Origin of the sequence: Plantibacter sp. M259 (assembly GCF_006065115.1) — a bacterium.
Taxonomy (GTDB): Bacteria; Actinomycetota; Actinomycetes; order Actinomycetales; family Microbacteriaceae; genus Plantibacter; species Plantibacter auratus.
The window spans coordinates 3,578,727-3,597,387 of sequence record NZ_CP040750.1 but is presented as its reverse complement, the minus strand read 5'-3'; the positions used below and the strand labels follow the sequence as shown (position 1 = coordinate 3,597,387).

Below are 18,661 nucleotides of genomic sequence, written 5' to 3'. Positions count from 1 at the left end.
CTAGGACTCAAAGCGGCCTGTCTCCTTCTGCTGGTGTTTCGAGGGATCCCAACGCTCCGTGGGAGCTTGGGCACCGCGCAGTTCCTCGCAGAGGGCGGTGATGGCCTGCATGACGACCTCGGTCGCCTCGTTCAGCGTCTTCGAGTCTAGCTGCCGCCCGGCGAAGGCCGAGAGGTCCACCGGCTCGCCGATGGCGACCTCGACGCGCTTCCGCAAGGGGAACACCCGCAGCTTGCCGTACCGGGGCATGACCTCCTGCGTGCCCCAGTGCGCGGCGGGGATGATCGGCAGGCCGTGCGTGAGGGCGATCCGGACCGCGCCGGTGCGCCCGCGCATCGGCCACAGGCCCGGGTCGCGGGTGAGCGAGCCCTCGGGGTACACGACGACACCCTGCCCGCGTTCGGTCAGGTGGGCTACGGCGCTGACTGGGTCCATCCCACGGGCGGAGCCCTCGCGCTCGACGGGGATCTGTCCGGACTTCCGCAACAACCACCCGACCACCGGGACCGTGAACAGACTGCCCTTCGCCATGAAGCGGGGCTGTCGCCCGAGCCGCCAGACGGCCACGCCCATGATCAGCGGGTCGAACTCGCTGTCGTGGTTGGGCGACAGGATGAACGGCCCCTCCTGCGGCAGGCGTTCGCCGTGCCGGACGCGGAGCTTGACGAGAGCACTGAACGGCGGGATCGCGATCGACGACAGCAACCAGTAGATCGACGGCCTCGACCGTTCCACCCCCACGGCGGACTACTTCGTTTCGAGGACGAAGTCAGCACCGAGCTGCTGGAGCTTCACGATGAAGTTCTCGTACCCACGGCTGATGATGCCGACGTTGCTGACCGTCGACTTGCCCTCGGCGGTGAGCGCCGCGATGAGGTGGCTGAAGCCACCGCGGAGGTCGGGTACCTCGATGTCGGCACCGTGCAACGGCGTCGGGCCGTTGATCACGGCGGCCTGCTCGAGGTTGCGCCGCGGCACCCGACGAGGCGTACCCGACAGCCCGTTGGGGTGCACGACGATGTTCGCGCCCATGGTGTTGAGCGCGTCTGTGAAGCCGAAGCGGTTCTCGTAGACGGTCTCGTGGACGATCGACTCGCCCGTCGCCTGCGTCAGCGCGACGATGAGAGGCTGCTGCCAGTCCGTCATGAAGCCGGGGTGCACGTCGGTCTCGATGACCACGGGCTTCAGCTCCTCCTTGCGGTAGAACCGGATGCCATCGTCGGTGATGTCGAACCCGCCACCGGCCTTGCGGAAGATGTTGAGGAACGTCATCATGTCCTGCTGCTTCGCGCCGCCGACGAAGACGTCGCCGTCGGTCGCGAGCGCGGCCGACGCCCAGCTCGCTGCCTCGTTGCGGTCGCCGATGGCCGTGTGGTCGTACCCCTCGAGCTTGTCCACGCCCTCGATGAGGATCACGCGGTTCGGCTCGTAGGAGATGATCGCGCCCATCTTCTGGAGGACGGCGATGAGATCCATGATCTCCGGCTCGATCGCCGCACCCTTGAGCTCCGTGGTGCCCTTGGCACGGACCGCCGTGAGCAGGACCTGCTCCGTGGCGCCGACGCTCGGGTACGGCAGATGCACCGTCGTCCCGTGGAGACCGTTCGGGGCCGAGAGACGGATGCCCTGCGGGAGCTTCTCCACGACCGCGCCGAACTTGCGGAGCGCGTCGAGGTGGAAGTCGATGGGGCGGTCGCCGATGCGGCAGCCTCCGAGGTCGGGGATGAACGCCGCCCCGAGGCGGTGGAGCAGCGGCCCGCAGAACAGGATCGGGATCCGGGAGAAGCCGGCGTGCGCGTCGATCTCCTCCATGTGGGCGGACTCGACGTTGGTCGGGTCGAGGCGGAGCTCGTTCGGGTTCTCGCCCTCCGTCACGTCCACGCCGTGGATCTCGAGCAGGGAGCGGACCACCCGGACGTCGCTGATGTTCGGCACGTTGCGCAGGACGCTGACGTTCTCGCCGAGCAGCGACGCCACCATCGCCTTGGTCACGAGGTTCTTGGCACCCTTGACCTCGATGCGGCCCCGGAGCGGGATACCGCCGTTGATCGTGATGCGGTCGACATCGAGTCCGACCGACGAGCCTGCCGCCTGTGACGCCTGGACGAGTGAATTCAAACCGGTACCTACTGCCTTGCTACTTGACGGGAATGGTGCGGGGCAGCCAGTTCGGCCGCCGGGCTTCGAACGCGGTGATCTGCTCCTCGCTACGGAGCGTCAGCCCGATGTCATCGAGTCCTTCGATGAGCCGCCACCGAGTGTAATCGTCGACCTGGAACGAAACCGTGAGATCGCCGACCGTGATGGTCCGGGAGATGAGGTCGACGACGGAATCCGCGCCCGGAGCGGCCTCGATCGCGGCCCAGAGCTGCTCGAGCTCCTCCTCCGTGACCTGGGCGGCCAGGAGGCCCTGCTTGCCGGAGTTCCCGCGGAAGATGTCGCCGAAGCGGGACGACACGACGACCTTGAACCCGAAGTCGCGCAAGGCCCACACGGCGTGCTCACGCGACGACCCGGTACCGAAGTCGTGCCCGGCGACGAGGATGCTCGCGCCCTGGTAGGCCGGCTGGTTCAGGACGAAGTCGGGGTCCTGACGCCACCCCGCGAAGAGCGCGTCCTCGAAGCCGGTCTTCGTGACCCGCTTCAGGTAGACGGCGGGGATGATCTGATCGGTGTCGACGTTGGAGCGTCGCATCGGAGCGGCGACGCCGGTGACGGTCGTGAACTTGTCCATCAGGCGTGCACGCCTTCCTGCTCGGTGGCCGCGTGTCTGCCGGGCTCGACCTCGAGATCGGCCGGGCTGGACAGCGTGCCGCGGATGGCGGTCGCCGCGGCGACGAGCGGCGAGACGAGGTGCGTGCGGCCGCCCTTGCCCTGGCGACCCTCGAAGTTGCGGTTCGACGTCGAGGCGCAGCGCTCCCCTGGAGCGAGCTGATCGGGGTTCATCCCGAGGCACATTGAGCATCCGGCGAACCGCCACTCCGCACCGAAGTCGGTGATGATCTTGTCGAGCCCCTCGGCCTCAGCCTCGATCCGAACCCGGGCGGAACCCGGAACCACCATCACCCGCACACCCTCGGCCTTCGTGCGGCCCTCGATGACGGACGCGAACGCCCGCAGGTCTTCGATGCGGCTGTTCGTGCAGGAGCCCATGAAGACCGCGTCCACCGGGATCTCCTTCATCGGGGTGCCGGCTTCGAGCGCCATGTACTCCAGGGCGCGCTCGGCGGCGGACCGCTCGTTCGGGTCGGTGATGGCCGCGGGGTCGGGCACGTTCTCGCTGAGCGAGACGCCCTGGCCGGGGTTGGTGCCCCAGGTGACGAATGGTTCCAGCGTGTCGGCGTCGAGGAAGACCTCGGCGTCGAAGGCGGCGCCTTCATCGGTCGCGAGGGTGTCCCAGTAGGCGACGGCCTCGTCCCAGTCGGCTCCGGTCGGAGCGTGCGGGCGGCCCTGCAGGTAGTCGTAGGTGATCTGGTCGGGGGCGACCATGCCGGCCCGGGCCCCGGCCTCGATCGACATGTTGCAGATCGTCATGCGGCCCTCCATGGAGAGCGCACGGATCGCCGAGCCGCGGTATTCGAGGACGTAGCCCTGCCCACCGCCGGTGCCGATCTTCGCGATGACGGCGAGGATGATGTCCTTCGCGGTCACGCCCGGCCGCAACGTGCCCTCGACGGTGATCGCCATGGTCTTGAACGGCTTCAACGGCAGCGTCTGCGTGGCCATGACGTGCTCGACTTCGCTGGTGCCGATGCCGAAGGCCATGGCCCCGAAGGCGCCGTGGGTCGAGGTGTGCGAGTCGCCGCAGACGACCGTGATCCCGGGCATCGTGAGGCCGAGCTGCGGCCCGACGACGTGGACGATCCCCTGGTCGAGGTCGCCGAGGGAGTGGATCCGCACCCCGAACTCCGCAGCGTTGCGACGGAGGGTCTCGATCTGTGTGCGGCTCGTGAGGTCGGCGATCGGCTTGTCGATCGCGAGCGTCGGGGTGTTGTGGTCCTCGGTCGCGATCGTGAGGTCGACGCGACGCAGGGGCCGGTCGGCCAGGCGCAGACCGTCGAAGGCCTGCGGGCTCGTCACCTCGTGGACGAGGTGCAGGTCGATGTAGATGAGGTCGGGTGTGCCGTCCTCACCCTTGACGACGAGGTGGTCGTCCCAGACCTTCTCGGCGAGCGTGCGCGGGTGCTCGGGAATGCTCGGGACGGACGGATCGGCGTTCAGCTGCGACATGTCGTGGAATTCCTTCAAACGATGAGTGGTCAGGCGTCAGCGACCTCCGCGACGAGGGAGCCTGGAACTAGGCCTCGTCGCGGCTGGGAAGGAGGAGCAGCCCGGACAACATTCGCCCAGCGTACCACCCGGTCCGTGACGAAGCCGTCGGCACCGTCGTCGCTCGAGGGGACGCCAGCACCGACACCGTGCTACTTCGGCGCGTCGATCCCGACGCGGTACTGCCCCTGGTCGTTGATGACCTCGACGGCCACCGGGTAGCTCTTCGCGTTGTACGAGAAGGTGCACTCGAACTGTGTCCCGGTCGTGGCTGGCTGGTCACTCGGGCACTCGACCTTCTCGACGTCTGCGAGTCCGAAGTCCTGCTTGAGCACCTCGGCCACGCCGGTCTGCACCGAGCCGCGGTCGAGCATCGGCGTGAACAGGCGACCGACCGAGAGGAGGGTGAGCGGGACGGCGATGAGCGATGCGGCGACCGCACCGACGAGCACGCCGATCCAGAGCTTGCGCCCGAGCGGCTTCCGGGCGGGTTTCCGGCTCGCAGCAGGCTGCTGGCCCGCGACGCCGTACTCGGGGCCGGGACGGAACGGACCGGTCTGCTGTGGACCGGACTGCGATCCATGCTGCTGTGGACCTGGCTGGAACGGGCCGTTCGGGTGCTGCGCCTGTCCCGGACCGAAGGGCTGTGGCGCGGTCGGGCGTGCCTGACCGTAGGGCGGCTGACCCTGCGGCCCCTGAGGCTGGCTCTGAGGCTGACCCTGCGGCGCGCCGAGCGGACGTCCCTGTGGAGCCTGGCCGGGGGCCTGACCCTGCTGAGGACCCCCGGGCGCGTGACCGGGCTGACGATTCGATGTCGGGGGCCGGAACCCGTCCGGACCGCCTGGCCGCCCCTGCTGCTGCGGCTGCTGGTTCGGAGCTGCGTTCGATGGCCGCTGCTGCTGCACCCACGGCTGCCCACCAGGCGCGCCGGCGAACGGCGCTCCAGGCTGGGTGGGCGGCTGCGGCGCTGGACCGTTGGACTGCTGCCCTGGGACGCCTCCCTGCGGGCGGGGCCCTCCACCGGTCTGACCAGGCGCGGACGGCTGGGACGGGCCGTTCTGCGACGGGACGCCCTGCGGTGGTCCGTTCTGACCCTGCGGCGCGCCGTTCTGGGGTGCACCGTTCTGCGGCGGCGTCTGACGCTGCGGGCTGCCCGGTCCGAACTCCAGGCGGGGTGCGTTCGGGTCGGGGAATCCCGGCGGCTGCTGGTCGGGGCGCAGGGGGCCGCCGACCGGGGGCTTTCCGAGGTCCTCGGGCTTCTGGTCGTCGGTCATTTCCTCAACTCCTCGATCCGATCCCAGAACGCGGCCTGATCGGCCGCCGGGATCACCGTCACGTCGAATCCTGATGGTGCGGTCGGCAGGTCTTCGAGCGTCGACGTGCCCGACACCTCGAAGCCGGCCTGCAGCTGCAGCTTGGTCTCGCTCTCGACCGTCCCGCTCAACTCCATCTTCACGAGGCCACCCTCGGCGTTCTGGAAGATCGTCACCGGCAGGAGGGTCGCCAGGTCGTCCTCGCTGAACGACGACACGAGGTCGTCCGGGAGGTCGAAGAGCGTCCCGACGGCCAGCACGCTCTCGAGGCTCGCGCTCGTCGAGATCTGTGAGGAGCCGTCGTTCCGCATCGAGACCACGACGCTGCTGAGCGCGCCGTCCCCCGAGCTGCGGGTCGTTTCGACCGCGGTGTAGATGTCGCAGGCGATGGAGATGCCCGGGTAGACACAGGCGGGTCCGAGTGACCCCTCCGCGTCCTCCTCGGCCACGTACTGCGTCTGGACGGCCACCCACTCCGTCGGCGCGAGCTCCTTGAGTTCACCGCCGAGCAGCAGGAGGTCGTAGTCGACTCCCGCCTGGTGATAGATGTCGACGGTGTCGCCGTCGGCGGAGCCCTTGTCCTGGCTGAACGAGGCGGTCGGGTCGCCGAAGAGGACCACCGAGTCGTTCTCGTGCGACTCGAGGTCTCCCGAGACGGCGTGGACGTAGGCCGACCCGATCACGTCCGGAGCCTGGCCGATCTGGGCCGACAGCAGCTCGAACCTCGCCTCGGCAAGATCCTGCATGTAGCTCTGCTGAGCGGCGGCGTCGGGGAACGCCGATCCGGGCGTCGTGCAGGCGCTCAAGGCGAGTGCGGCGCTCCCGGCCAGAGCCAGGACACCGATCCGGCGTCGGTGTCGCGTCATGCTCGTGCGGGCGGTCACGACCCCTCCGCCAGAGCGTCGTTGTACAGGGTGAGTGCCCGCTGTCCGAGGACGGGGCCCTCGAGCCAGGAACCGTCGCCGCGCGAGGTGACCGAGGTGACGTACCCGGCGCCGGTGGCGGGATCCAGCCGGGTGAGCCAGCCGCCGCCCGAGCAACCCGGGGTCATGAGGCAGTCGACCCGGTAGCCGGCATAGCCCTTGGTGGCGGCCTGGCTCGCGCAATAGCGCTGCGACTGACCGTCGAACGGGGCGGCCGACGGGTAACCGATCACGGTGATGCCCTCTGGCGGGGTACCGAAGGAGATGCCCTGACCGCCGGTCACCTCCTGGATCTTCTGACCCGACGCGTTCGGGGCGAGTCGGATGAAGGCGAAGTCGTAGGCCCAGCCGTTGCCGCTCGTCGCACCACTGGCGTCCGAGGTCGCCTCACTCGTGAACTCGTCGGGGACGTAGGTGCTGACCCCGGCCCACTGCCCGTAGGGCTGGGTCTGGCCGTTGGCCGCGTCGGCCGGGATGAAGATGATGTTCTCGGCGAGCTGTTTACCGTACGTGTCCCAGACGCAGTGGCCCGCCGTCAGGACGAGGTCCATGGTCGGCGCGTTGACGACGCTCGCGGAACACACGTAGGTGGCGCCACCGATGGAGAAGTAGAGACGTCCCTGCGTGGCCGCCGCCAGTCCGGTCGCCGGGTACGGATCGCCTGCTGCTGTCGGGGCGATGGCCTTGACGTCGACGTCGGGACCGACACCGGTACTCGGGTGCACGACCACGCCGGTGGCCTGGTCGCCCGTGAGCGTGTCCTCGCCCGGCTTCAAGTCCGGTGCGGTCGCTCCCCCGAACTTGTCGTCGGTCCAGTAGTCGTTGACCTCCTGGGGACTCGCGTCGAAGTCCTTGCGCAGCGTGTCGTCGGTGCCGCCGGCGACGCCGACGACGGGGCCTGCACCGCCTGCTACGGGCTCCCCCGTCACCGGGATGGAGCACCCCGTCAGCAGGGCGGCGAGGATCAGGACTGCGGCTGTCGCCGGAGCGCGGCGCTTCTGCTTCACGGTCACCCGGCCAAGCTAGCACGCAGCAGCACTCGGCGAGATCGGTGCGGGCCCTGCCTTCCGCGCATCCCGGAGGGCCTGCGTGGACATCCAGGGGCATGCTCGAGCCGCCAAATGAACGAAGCCCCGCTCCCTGATGACTCAGGAAAGCGAGGCTTCGTTCGGTGTTGTGACCCCAACGGGATTTGAACCCGTGCTGCCGCCGTGAGAGGGCGGTGTCCTAGGCCGCTAAACGATGGGGCCGTAAGCAACGGATATGAGTATGCCATACGATTTCGAGCCGTACAAATCGAGGCCACCAGCGGCATCCGACGGGCGTGTCGCGCGGTGGTCGCGGTCGGCGGACAGGCTCAGGCGAGCACGCGGAGGGCACCGGGGACCACATCGATCGTGACCGGCAGCGGACCGATGCGCTCCCCGTCGGCATAGGCCGTGATGCCGTCGGCGGCGATCGAGACCGAACGGACCCGCGACAGTCGCACGATGTCGAGATCCGTGTGGGCACCCGAGAAGACCTTGGGGAACAGCCGGAGGAACCGGAACCGTGACACGGGTGCGACGACGAAGAGGTCGAATCGGCCGTCGGCGAGGTCCGCCTGCGGCGCGATGAGCATGCCGCCACCGATCGAGGTGTTGTTCGCGACAGCGAGGAGGACGGCGTCGACCGTCTCCGGCGCCCCGTCCACGGTCAGCTCGTACCGCCGGGGTCTCAAGGCGAGGAGCTCACGGAGGATCGCGATCGTGTACCGACTGCGCCCGCGCGGCCGTCGCATGCGATTCGCCCGCTCGTTGACGAGGGCGTCGAAGCCTGCGGACACCGCACCGACGAACCAGGTCGTCCGCTCGCCGTCCGTCACCGTGCCGGCGTCGATCACGCGCGGCTCACCCTCGAGCGCACGGAGCAGGGACGCGATCGCGGCTGCGGGATCACCCAGCGGGATCCCGAGTCCCCTGGCGATGTCATTGCCCGTACCGGACGGGACCACGCCGAACGGCAGGCCTGAATCACGTACAGCCTCGACGGCCAGACTCACCATGCCGTCGCCACCGACGACGACGAGCGCGTCCAACCCTGCCTCGATCGCGGTCTGCACCGAACTCCGGAGCTGCCCGACGGTCTGCTCCTGCAGGCGGACGGCGCGGTGCCCGGCGTGCTCGAGGGCGTCGAGCACCATCGGGCCAACGGCTCGGGTCGAGCCGAACGACGCGGTCGGGTTGATGGCGACGCCGATGCGTCGGGGCTGCGTGGTCACCTGCCGATTCTGACAGGCCCGCAGCGGGTGGATGCCCGGACGACCGGGTTGCCCCCGGCGCTCCCACGGTATTCACTCGTCCTATGAGACTCACGAAGTTCGAACATGCAGCATTCCTCCTCGAGACGGACGGCGCCAAGCTGATCGTCGACCCGGGCGCGTTCACGTCCCCGATCGCCGATGTGGAGCACACCGCGGCGGTCCTGATCACGCACCTGCACCCCGACCACTGGACCGCGGAGCACCTCGACCGCATCCTCGCCGCCAGCCCGGAGGCCGTCCTCTACGGACCAGCCGGTGTCGCCGCCGCCGCGGACGGCTACGACATCACCGTCGTCGCCCCGGGAGACGTGGTCGAGGCCGGGCCGTTCACGCTCCGCTTCTTCGGCGGGACCCACGCGGTCATCCATTCGTCGATCCCGGTGATCGACAACGTCGGCGTCCTCATCAACGACCTCGTGTACTACCCCGGCGATTCCTTCGCCGTCCCCGAGGGCGTCGACGTCGACCTCCTGGCCGCGCCGGCGGGTGCACCGTGGATGAAGATCTCCGAGGGCATGGACTTCGTCACCGCAGTCGCACCGAAGCGCGCGTTCGGGACGCACGAGATGGTGCTCTCAGGGCCGGGACAGAGCATGTCGCACGACCGCCTGCAGTGGGCGACCGAACAGGGCGGCGGGACCTACTACCCGCTCGCCCCGCTCGACACCCTCGAGGTCTGAGCCCGATCGACTACCGGCGGCGGAAGTTCGCCGCCGCCGGGCAGTCGAACGGGTCGCGGGCCGAGAGCCCGACCCGGTTGAGGTACTCGATGACGATGGCGTAGGACTGCAACAGGGTCGTCTCCGTGTACGGCACCTGCTGGGTCTCGCAGTGCTCCCGCACGATGACGCGAGCACGGGCCAGAGCCGGGCGAGGCATGCTCGGGAACAGGTGGTGTTCGATCTGGTAGTTGAGGCCGCCCATGAAGGTGGCCATGCCGAAGCCGCGGACGTTGCGCGAGGTCAGCACCTGCTTGCGGAGGAAGTCGAGCTTCATGTCGGCCGGGATGATCGGCATGCCCTTGTGGTTCGGTGCGAAAGACGCACCCATGTAGACGCCGAAGACCGCGAGCTGGACGCCGAGGAACGCGAACGCCATGCCGACGGGCAGGAAGAGGAAGATCGCGGCCAGGTACAGACCGACGCGGGCGACGATCATGCTGATCTCGGCGGCGCGGCCGTCGACCTTGCCCGGACCGAAGAGGGTCTTGAAGGACAGCGCGTGGAGGTTGATGCCCTCCAACATGAGGAGGGGGAAGAAGAGGTAGCCCTGCTTGCGGGTGATGAGCGCCTGCAGGCCCTTGGCCTTCGCCGCATCCTCCTCGATGAAGGAGATCGTGTCGATCTCGATGTCGGGGTCCTTGGTGACCTGGTTCGGGTTCGCGTGGTGGCGCGTGTGCTTCGTCATCCACCACGAGTAGCTGATGCCGACGATGCCCGCCGCGAGGAAGCGCCCGGCGCGGTCGTTCGCTCGGCCCGACTCGAAGACCTGACGGTGCGAGGCCTCGTGGGCGAGGAAGGCGAACTGGGTGAGGATGATGCCGAGCGCGCCCGCGATGAGCAACTGGAACCAGGACTCGCGGAGCAGGACGAAGCCGGTGACGCAGCCGAGGAGCGCGATCACGAGGAACGAGAACGTGAGGATGTAGAACGTGCGGTGGCGGCGGAGGAGTCCCGCTTCGCGGACCGTCTTCAACAGCGACGAGTAGGAGCTGGTGACGTTCGCAGCACCGGGCTTGCGGGGGCTCGTGGCACGAACCGGGCCGAGGATGGCTTCAGTTGACATGGGCACTCCGGAGGAATCGTGTCGACTTCCCAGCCGGGGCGATGAGCGGATGCTCGGACGAGCGCGAGCTCTGCAGATGGCCACAGCCTACGGTCGGTGTCTGAAGAATCACCCCACATCACGACATCCGACCCCAGATCAGGCCGATCACCCGCCAGTTGTCGAGAAAAGACGCAGAATTGGCCAATCCGTTACGTGTTCGGCTGCCGTTTCGAGCCGAGATGGGCTAACGTGGATCGAAGTTGTTGTGTTGCGCAGGTATTTCAAGCCGCGTTTCCACCGATGGATACGCTGCTTTTCTGAGGAGCGAGCAAAGAACACCGCGACGAACGGGCCCGAAAGTCGGGAACGGTCACTCATGAAAGAGGAAATACATGTCAACTGGAACTGTGAAGTGGTTCAACGCCGAAAAGGGCTTCGGATTCATCACTCCTGACGACGGCAGCGCCGACGTCTTCGCACACTTCTCCGCCATCGCGACGAGCGGCTACCGCTCGCTCGAGGAGAACCAGAAGGTCGAGTTCGAGACCAACCAGGGCCCCAAGGGCCTGCAGGCCGAGAACATCCGCCCCCTCTGATTCTCTGATCAGTCGGAGCTGACGATCCGAGTGGCCGGTCATTCCAGCCCTCGCGTCTGAGACACCGAGAACCGCCCCTGACGTTCGCGTCAGGGGCGGTTCTGTGTGTCCGGGCCAGTTCTGTGCCTCCGGCGCGGTTCCGCCTCCGGGCGACGCTCCTCCTGCGGCTACTCCTGGACGGGGAGGATGAGCTCAGGTCCATCGCCCTGCAACGGCGCCACCCGGTGGAAGACGAGCTGCTCCGCGACGTCGGTCGCTGCGGACACCATCTCGTCGACCTCGTCCTGATCGGCCTCGTGGTGCGGATCGAGCCAGGCGTCCCAGCATTCCGGCGGCAGCGTCACGGGCGTCCGTGGGTGCAGCTCCTGCAAGGGACCGACCGCCGGCCGCGTGAGGATCGTCGCGCTCAGCACCCAACGCCGCGGGTCGTCGTCCGGTAGCGAGCGGTCGCGCCACCACGAGTAGAGGGCCGCGAAGACGATCGGTTCACCACCAGCGGTCTGCACGTAGTACGGAGTCTTCGTCGCGCCCTCGGTGTGCCACTCGTAGTACCCGGCGGCGGGGACCAACGCGCGCTTCTGTTTGACCGATGGCGCGAACGTGGGCTTGGTGGTGATCTCCTCCGCGCGAGCATTGAAGGTCGGGTACTGACTCTTCAGCTCGGTGGCGAACGACGGCACGAGTGACCACCGCGCCGATTCGAGCCGGCGGACCACCGGCCCCGTCTTCACCGAGTCGAGGATGATCGGGATCTGCTCGGTCGGGCGCACGTTGTACGAGGGCCCGGGCAGCTCGGCAGCCGCGTGGTCGATGTCGAAGAGCTCGATGAGTTCCTCGGTGGATTCGGTCACGACGAAACGTCCGCACATGGGCCCAGCGTACCGGGCGCCGCTGACACCGCGGACCGCGTGTCGGTGGGATGCGGGACCATGGTCGAGTCATCCGTCAGTCGTCGTCGAGACCGGATCGAGCCGGTTGACTTGTTCGAAGATATGTTCGAATATTGAGCCATGGCCCTCCGCGCACTCGTCGACTCCCCCGTCAAGGCGGACACCGCGACCGAGCTGCACGAACTCCAGGGGCGCATCAAGCGGATGCAGGGGACGCGCCTCGACACCCGGTCCCTGCCGACCGCTCCTGAGCTCTCCCGGCTCCTGCCCGGTGGCGCCCTCCAGGCCGGAGGCAGCTACTCCGTGCTCGGCTCCACGGCACTCGCCATGTCGCTCATGGCCGGGCCGTCCGCAGCCGGGACCTGGTGCGCCGTCATCGGTCTCCCGTCGTTCGGCGTGGAGGCGGCGGCCTCCATGGGCATCGACCTCGAACGACTCGTCCTCGTCCCCCAGCCCGGTCCGGACTGGCTCACGGTCACCGCGGCCATGGCCGACGTCGCCGGCGTGCTCATCACAGCGCCTCCCGGACGGATCGCCCCGAGCGACGCCGCCAGACTCGCGGCTCGCCTCCGGCAGCGCGAGGCCGCACTGATCGTCCTCGGTTCCTGGCCGCAGAGCGATGCGACGTTGCGCGTGACCGAGAGCTCCTGGAGCGGCCTCGGGGCGGGGCACGGACATCTCCGGCATCGGCGGCTCACCGTCAGCTCGATGCTCGGCCAGGGGGCTGCGGGCCGGCCCAGGACCGCGCACCTGACGCTGCCCCTGGGATCGACCGAGGGTCGCACCGCGCCGCTCGCCGGCTCCGGCCTCCTCCACGACGACACGGTCGTCCGGCTCCCGATGGTCGTGAACCGATGACGACCGAACCGCCTGCGGGACCGGTCGAGCGCACCATGGTCCTCTGGTGCCCCGACTGGCCGATCGTGGCGGCACGACTCTCTGGAACGCTGCCCGAGGACACGACCGACGCTCCGCTGGCCCTGGTCGAGCATGGTGAGGTCCTGGCCTGCGACGCCACCGCACGTGCAGCGGGAGTGCGGCGAGGACTCCGTGTCCGCGAGGCAGAGGCCCGCTGTCCGGAACTGGCGACCGCCGATTACGACCCGGTCGTCGACACCCGCGCCTTCGAGCCGATCCTCCTCGGCATCGAGGAGCTCATGCCGGGCGTCCAACCCTTCCGGGCCGGGCTCTGCGCCATCCGATCCCGAGGACCGAGCAGATACTACGGCGGCGAGTCGGCTGCGGCAGAGGTCCTCCTGGCCCGTCTCGACGAGCTCGGTGTCCCCGATGCACGGATCGGCATCGCCGACGGCCCCTTCGCCGCGGAGCAGGCCGCGAGGTCCACCGCGTTCCAGCAGGACGGTTCCCGGATCATCGTCATCCCCTCCGGAGCCTCTCCCGCCTTCCTGGCCCGCTCCCCTGTCCACCCTGGGGCGCCCCGAACTCAGCTCACTGCTGCACCGGCTCGGGATCAGCACCCTGGGGGCGTTCGGCGCGCTGCCCGCGACCGAGGTCCGCGACCGCTTCGGCCCCGACGGCGCCCGAGCGCACCGCCTCGCAGCCGGCGCGGACGCCCGAAGCGTCGTCCCCCGCGTGCCGCCGACCGAGCTGGCCGTGTCGATCGCCTTCGAGCCCCCGCTCGACCGCATCGACCAGCTGACCTTCGGGTTCCGGCAGTCCGCGGAACGATTCATCACCGGCCTGACCGAGGCCGGCCTCGTGACCACAGCGATCACCATCAGCATGCGGAGCGAGCGCGGGGAGCGCTCCACCCGCACCTGGCTCCACCCACGCTGGTTCACCGCCGGCGACGTCCTCGATCGTGTGCGTTGGCAGTTGCAGGGCTCGTCGAACATCGATCACGGACTCGCCTCCCCCGTCGAACTCGTCGAGGTCGTCCCGGAGACCCTCGACGACGCCGCGGAACACGAGGAAGGACTCTGGGGCAGCGGACCGGACGAACGCATCCACAGCGGACTCGCCCGCGTCCAGAGCATGCTCGGTCACGACGGCGTCGTGACCGCGGTGCCGTCCGGCGGACGCCTCCTCCTCGACCGCCGCATCCTCGTCCCCTGGGGCAGTGTTCCACCGGGTGGTGAGGCGGCCGTGGCCGAACGCCGGAACCGGCCGTGGCCCGGGACCATCCCGGGAGCGGCTCCGTCGACCGTCTTCGACACCGCCGTGCCGGTCGAGGTCGTCGACGCGACGGGGCTGGCGGTGGCGGTCGACGAGCGCAGCACCGTGAGTGCAGCACCCGCACGGTTCTTCGCCCTCTCGGACTGGCACGTGATCGACGGCTGGGCCGGCCCCTGGAGCATCGACGAACGCTGGTGGGACGACGACGGCCACCATCGCGTCCACCGTCTCCAGGTCCTCGACGACTCGGGTGAGGCCTGGCTGCTCATCTTGGAGGAGCAGCACTGGAGAGCCGAGGCCCGCTACGACTGAACCGCATCACGTCCACACCACACCGCACCGCACCGCATGACGAAGGAGCCCAGCATGGGATGGAACAACCCCCCGGTCTCATGGTCGGAGTTCGAGCGCCGTCTGTCCGACGCGAGCCGACCGGCCACCCTGCCGCTGGGAGCCGACGGCGGGGACAGCCCGGCCTGGTCGCGGAAGCGTCAGCCGTACGTCCCCGAACCACCCGAGCAGCGCCCGCCGACGACGCGGGTCCCCTATGCGGAACTCCACGCGCACTCGAGCTTCAGCTTCCTCGACGGCGCGAGCCCGCCGGAGCGCCTCGTCGAGGAGGCTGCGGCACTCGGCCTGCACGCACTCGCGCTCACCGATCACGACGGTTTCTACGGCGTCGTCCGGATGGCCGAGGCGGCGGAACGGTTCCCCGACCTCCGGACGGTCTACGGTGCCGAACTGTCCATCGGCCTTGACCGGCCGCAGAACGGCGTCCCCGACCCCGTCGGGCACCATCTGCTCCTGCTCGCCCGTCGAGCAGAGGGGTATCACCGCCTGGCCGGCGCGATCACGGACTCACAACTCGCCGACGGAGCAGAGAAGGGCCACCCGATCTACGACCTCGAGCGGCTCGCCGCCTCCGTCGCCGGCCACGTGACCGTGCTCACCGGGTGCCGCAAGGGGTTCGTCCGCACCGCGCTCCGTGAGCACGGTCTGGAGGCCGCCGCCGCCGCGGTCGACCGACTCGTCGCCCTGTTCGGTCCGGAGCACGTCGTCGTCGAATTGAGCGACCACGGCCACCCGGAGGACTCGGCGGAGAACGATGCACTCGCCGAGATCGCGGCGTTGCTCGACCTCACCGTCGTCGCGACCGGCAACGTCCATTACGCCACCCCCGAGCAGCATCGACTCCAGACCGCGTTGGCGGCCGTCCGAGCGCGACGCAGCCTCGACGAGCTCGACGGCTGGCTTCCCGCGGCCGGAACCGCCCACCTGCGGAGCGGAGCCGAGATGGCGGACCGGTTCGCCAGATACCCCGGGGCGGTGGCACGGAGCGTCGAGCTGGCCGACGAACTCGCCTTCAGCCTGCGGGCGGTCCGCCCGAAGCTCCCGCGACAGCGCGTCCCGGAGGGCCATACACCCATGAGCTGGCTTCGGCACCTCGTGCTCGAAGCCGTCCCCGTCAAGTACCCCGACGCCACTCCTGAACACCTCCGACGCATCGAACGGGAACTCGAGGTCATCGAGCAGAAGGACTTCCCCGGGTACTTCCTGATCGTGCACGACATCGTCAGTTTCGCCCGCGGTCGGGGCATCCTCTGCCAGGGACGCGGTTCCGCCGCGAACTCGGCCGTCTGCTACCTGCTCGGGATCACCGCCGTCGACTCGATCTTCTACGAGCTGCCGTTCGAACGGTTCCTCTCCAGCATGCGGGAGGAGGAGCCCGACATCGACGTCGACTTCGACTCCGACCGGCGCGAGGAGGCCATCCAATACGTCTACGAGACCTACGGACGCCGCAACGCCGCTCAGGTCGCGAACATCATCAGCTATCGGCCGAAGTTCGCCGTCCGCGACACCGCCAAGGCGCTCGGGTACAGCCCCGGTCAGCAGGACGCCTGGTCGAAACAGGTCGAGCGTTGGGGCGGGGTCATGTCGAGCACCGACCACGACATCCCCGAGCGCGTCGTCGGCCTCGCACAGCAGATGCTCACCCTGCCCCGGCACCTGGGCATCCACTCGGGTGGCATGGTGCTGACCGATCGACCGGTCGGCGAGGTCTGCCCGATCGAGCACGGGCGCATGGACGGTCGCACGGTCCTCCAGTGGGACAAGGACGACTGTGCCTGGATGGGTCTCGTCAAGTTCGACCTCCTGGGTCTCGGCATGCTCTCGGCCATCCAGTACTGCTTCGACCTCGTGGCCGAGCACACCGGAGAGCGCTGGACCCTCGAGACCATCCCGAAGGACGAAGCAGGGGTCTACGACCAGCTCTGTCGGGCCGACACCATCGGGGTCTTCCAGGTGGAGAGCCGCGCGCAGATGGGCATGCTGCCGCGTTTGCTCCCCCGCCGGTTCTACGATCTCGTCATCGAGGTCGCCATGATCCGCCCTGGGCCCATCCAGGGCGGCGCGGTGCACCCCTACCTGCGCCGGAAGACCGGCCAAGAGCCCATCACCTACCTCCACCCGAGCCTCGAACCGGTCCTCGAACGCACGCTCGGCGTGCCGTTGTTCCAGGAGCAGCTCATGCAGATGGCGATGGCCGTCGGTGGGTGCTCGGCCGAGGATGCGGACCTCCTGCGCCGGGCGATGGGATCGAAGCGCGGCGAGGAGAAGATCGAGAGCCTCAAGGACACGCTGTACCTCGGCATGGCCGGCAACGGCATCGTCGGTGCGGACGCCGATGCCGTGTACGCCAAGATCCAGGCCTTCGCCAACTTCGGCTTCGCCGAGAGCCACTCCCTGAGCTTCGCCCTCCTCGTCTACGTGAGCGCCTGGCTGCGCCTGCACTACCCGGGGGCGTTCCTCGCGGCCCTGCTCCGGGCGCAGCCGATGGGGTTCTACTCGCCGATGACGCTCGTCGCCGACGCCCGCCGACACAGCGTCTCCGTCCTTCGTCCCGATCTGCATCGCTCCGGCGCACAGGCCGGCCTCGAAGCGCTCGACCCCGAGGCCGCCCCCGGTGCCCCGGTCGCTCCCGGCGGGCGCACGCGCTGCCTCGAACACGAGCAGGGACCGACCGGGCTCTTCGATCCGCTCCTTCCCGACGATTCGGCAGGACACCGGCGCGACGGCGCACTCGCCGTCCGGCTGGGTCTCTCCTCCGTCCAGGGGATCGGTGAGGAGCTCGCGAAGCGGATCGTCGCCGAACGGGAGTCCGGAGGGCTGTTCACCAGCCAGGCCGACCTGGCCAGGCGGATCGGCCTGAGCTCCTCGCAGTTGGAGTCGCTGTCGGCGGCGGGCGCCTTCGACGGATTCGGCCTCACCCGTCGTGAGGCGATGTGGGGCGCAGCGCAGGCCAGTCGGCATCGTCCCGACCAGCTCGAGGGGACGTTCACGACCGTGCAGCCGCCGTTGCTCCCGGTTCCGACGGCCGCCGAACAACTCATCTCCGACATCTGGTCGACCGGGATGTCGACCGACGACCACCCCATCCGCCACGTCCGAGCCGAACTCACGCGACGAGGGGCGCTGCGGTCCGACGAACTCCTGACGGCGCAGACGGACCGTCGCGTGGAGGTCGGGGGTGTCGTGACGCATCGGCAACGGCCGGCGACGGCGAGCGGCATCACCTTCATGAACCTCGAGGACGAAGCGGGACTCGTCAACGTGATCTGCAGCGTCGGTGTCTGGAACCGGTATCGCCGCGTGGCCAGGGAAGCCCCGGCGATGGTGGTCCGCGGCATGCTGGAGCGATCACCGGAAGGCATCGTCAACCTGGTGGCGGATCGGTTGGAAGCGCTCCGGATCGGGGCGAACACCCGTTCGCGCGACTTCCAATGACCGCTCACGACCAAACCGCGGCGGCCTCCTCCTCCGAACACCCTCTACAGCACAGCACGAGACTCATGGGATTCCCAGGCAGGCCCCGGGAAGGAATGACCGGGAGCCACCCGGCGTTGTCCCCAGTGTTGAGTAGACCAGAAGGGGGTCACCCATGGCGAGAGTGTACGAAGAGATCGAAGGCCGGACCGGCGAGGTGGAACGGTACCGTCACCACCCGAACGGCAAGGGCATGGTCGCAGCTCGTGCACTGATCGATCCGTCGGCGTTCATCGAACGCACCACCTTCGTGGAGGCCGACGCGGACATCCGTGCCAACGCCTGGATCGGTGCCGGAACCTGGATCGACCGGTCCGCGGTGATCGGCGAAGGCGCCTTCATCGGCGCGAACGTCCACATCGGGGAGCGCTGTGTCATCGGACGCGGAGCGCGGGTCGGAAGCGACGCCCGTCTGGGTGCCGACGTCCAGGTCGCCCACGGCGCGAGCGTCGATCGGGATGCCAGGGTCGCAGACCGCACCGTGGTCGGCAGTGAACGACCGGTCATGACCGAACCGACGGTCCGTCAGACGAACCGCGCCCCGCGCCGACCTCGTGCGAACGGCACGGACCGGTTCGGGAAGGCCGCCTGAACGGCAGACCACCCACCATCGCACGCAGGGCCCGGACTCGTGAGT

Annotated in this window: 16 protein-coding genes, 1 tRNA gene and 1 pseudogene; 7 read left to right on the top strand and 11 right to left on the bottom strand. The window is 68.9% G+C overall.

Annotation, left to right across the window (positions count from 1 at the left end):
- The 9 genes from FGL15_RS16830 to FGL15_RS16790 form a co-directional block, all read right to left on the bottom strand.
- Window positions 1-741, bottom strand: coding sequence for a 1-acyl-sn-glycerol-3-phosphate acyltransferase (locus tag FGL15_RS16830; protein ID WP_138946801.1), 741 nt, complete (start codon window positions 739-741; stop codon window positions 1-3).
- A 6-nt stretch (window positions 742-747) separates the two neighbouring features.
- On the bottom strand, window positions 748-2,118 hold the full coding sequence (murA, locus tag FGL15_RS16825) for a UDP-N-acetylglucosamine 1-carboxyvinyltransferase (RefSeq protein WP_064296294.1): 1,371 nt from the start codon (window positions 2,116-2,118) through the stop codon (window positions 748-750).
- A gap of 19 nt (window positions 2,119-2,137) precedes the next feature.
- On the bottom strand, window positions 2,138-2,734 hold the full coding sequence (gene leuD / locus FGL15_RS16820; RefSeq protein WP_138946800.1) for a 3-isopropylmalate dehydratase small subunit: 597 nt from the start codon (window positions 2,732-2,734) through the stop codon (window positions 2,138-2,140).
- A complete protein-coding gene (gene leuC, locus FGL15_RS16815; RefSeq protein WP_138946799.1) occupies window positions 2,734-4,230 on the bottom strand; it encodes a 3-isopropylmalate dehydratase large subunit in 1,497 nt (498 codons plus the stop codon). Before leuC ends, leuD begins: the two co-directional genes overlap by 1 nt.
- A 191-nt stretch (window positions 4,231-4,421) precedes the next feature.
- Complete coding sequence (locus FGL15_RS16810) at window positions 4,422-5,543, bottom strand: DUF4333 domain-containing protein (protein ID WP_138946798.1); 1,122 nt, start codon at window positions 5,541-5,543, stop codon at window positions 4,422-4,424.
- A complete protein-coding gene (locus FGL15_RS16805) occupies window positions 5,540-6,466 on the bottom strand; it encodes a hypothetical protein (RefSeq protein WP_138946797.1) in 927 nt (308 codons plus the stop codon). Before FGL15_RS16805 ends, FGL15_RS16810 begins: the two co-directional genes overlap by 4 nt.
- Entirely contained in the window at window positions 6,463-7,518 is a 1,056-nt protein-coding gene (locus tag FGL15_RS16800; protein ID WP_138946796.1) for a serine protease, read from the bottom strand. The genes FGL15_RS16805 and FGL15_RS16800 overlap by 4 nt, the downstream gene beginning before the upstream one ends.
- Window positions 7,519-7,682: 164 nt before the next feature.
- Window positions 7,683-7,755: transfer RNA gene (locus FGL15_RS16795), tRNA-Glu, on the bottom strand.
- A gap of 107 nt (window positions 7,756-7,862) precedes the next feature.
- Window positions 7,863-8,765, bottom strand: a complete 903-nt coding sequence (locus FGL15_RS16790) for a diacylglycerol kinase family protein (RefSeq protein WP_138946795.1) — start codon at window positions 8,763-8,765, stop codon at window positions 7,863-7,865.
- Between the two features lie 83 nt (window positions 8,766-8,848).
- Here FGL15_RS16790 and FGL15_RS16785 point away from each other — a divergent pair, with 83 nt between their 5' ends.
- Window positions 8,849-9,487 (top strand): MBL fold metallo-hydrolase, encoded by a 639-nt coding sequence (locus FGL15_RS16785; protein ID WP_064296288.1) that lies wholly within the window; start codon window positions 8,849-8,851, stop codon window positions 9,485-9,487.
- Between the two features lie 10 nt (window positions 9,488-9,497).
- Here FGL15_RS16785 and FGL15_RS16780 read toward each other — a convergent pair whose 3' ends face one another.
- Complete coding sequence (locus FGL15_RS16780) at window positions 9,498-10,592, bottom strand: acyl-CoA desaturase (protein WP_085510601.1); 1,095 nt, start codon at window positions 10,590-10,592, stop codon at window positions 9,498-9,500.
- 374 nt (window positions 10,593-10,966) lie between these two features.
- Between FGL15_RS16780 and FGL15_RS16775 the strand changes: the two genes are divergently transcribed.
- A complete protein-coding gene (locus FGL15_RS16775; RefSeq protein WP_056006986.1) occupies window positions 10,967-11,170 on the top strand; it encodes a cold-shock protein in 204 nt (67 codons plus the stop codon).
- A 167-nt stretch (window positions 11,171-11,337) separates the two neighbouring features.
- Here FGL15_RS16775 and FGL15_RS16770 read toward each other — a convergent pair whose 3' ends face one another.
- Window positions 11,338-12,039 carry an SOS response-associated peptidase gene (locus FGL15_RS16770; protein WP_138946794.1) on the bottom strand — a complete coding sequence of 234 codons (702 nt, stop codon included), beginning with the start codon at window positions 12,037-12,039 and terminating at the stop codon, window positions 11,338-11,340.
- A gap of 141 nt (window positions 12,040-12,180) precedes the next feature.
- Here FGL15_RS16770 and FGL15_RS16765 point away from each other — a divergent pair, with 141 nt between their 5' ends.
- From FGL15_RS16765 to FGL15_RS16750, 5 genes and pseudogenes are all read left to right on the top strand, one after another.
- On the top strand, window positions 12,181-12,918 hold the full coding sequence (locus FGL15_RS16765; RefSeq protein ID WP_205858637.1) for a hypothetical protein: 738 nt from the start codon (window positions 12,181-12,183) through the stop codon (window positions 12,916-12,918).
- Window positions 12,915-13,334: pseudogene (locus FGL15_RS21590) on the top strand (DNA polymerase Y family protein); the annotation flags it as partial. The gene FGL15_RS16765 and the pseudogene FGL15_RS21590, both read left to right, overlap by 4 nt.
- 319 nt (window positions 13,335-13,653) lie before the next feature.
- Window positions 13,654-14,508 (top strand): hypothetical protein, encoded by an 855-nt coding sequence (locus FGL15_RS21585; RefSeq protein WP_370281839.1) that lies wholly within the window; start codon window positions 13,654-13,656, stop codon window positions 14,506-14,508.
- Window positions 14,509-14,562: 54 nt separating this feature from the next.
- On the top strand, window positions 14,563-17,985 hold the full coding sequence (locus tag FGL15_RS16755; RefSeq protein WP_138946793.1) for an error-prone DNA polymerase: 3,423 nt from the start codon (window positions 14,563-14,565) through the stop codon (window positions 17,983-17,985).
- A gap of 154 nt (window positions 17,986-18,139) precedes the next feature.
- Window positions 18,140-18,616: a DapH/DapD/GlmU-related protein gene (locus FGL15_RS16750; protein WP_079002213.1), complete on the top strand. Its 477-nt coding sequence runs from the start codon at window positions 18,140-18,142 to the stop codon at window positions 18,614-18,616.
- The last annotated feature ends 45 nt before the right edge of the window (window positions 18,617-18,661 follow it).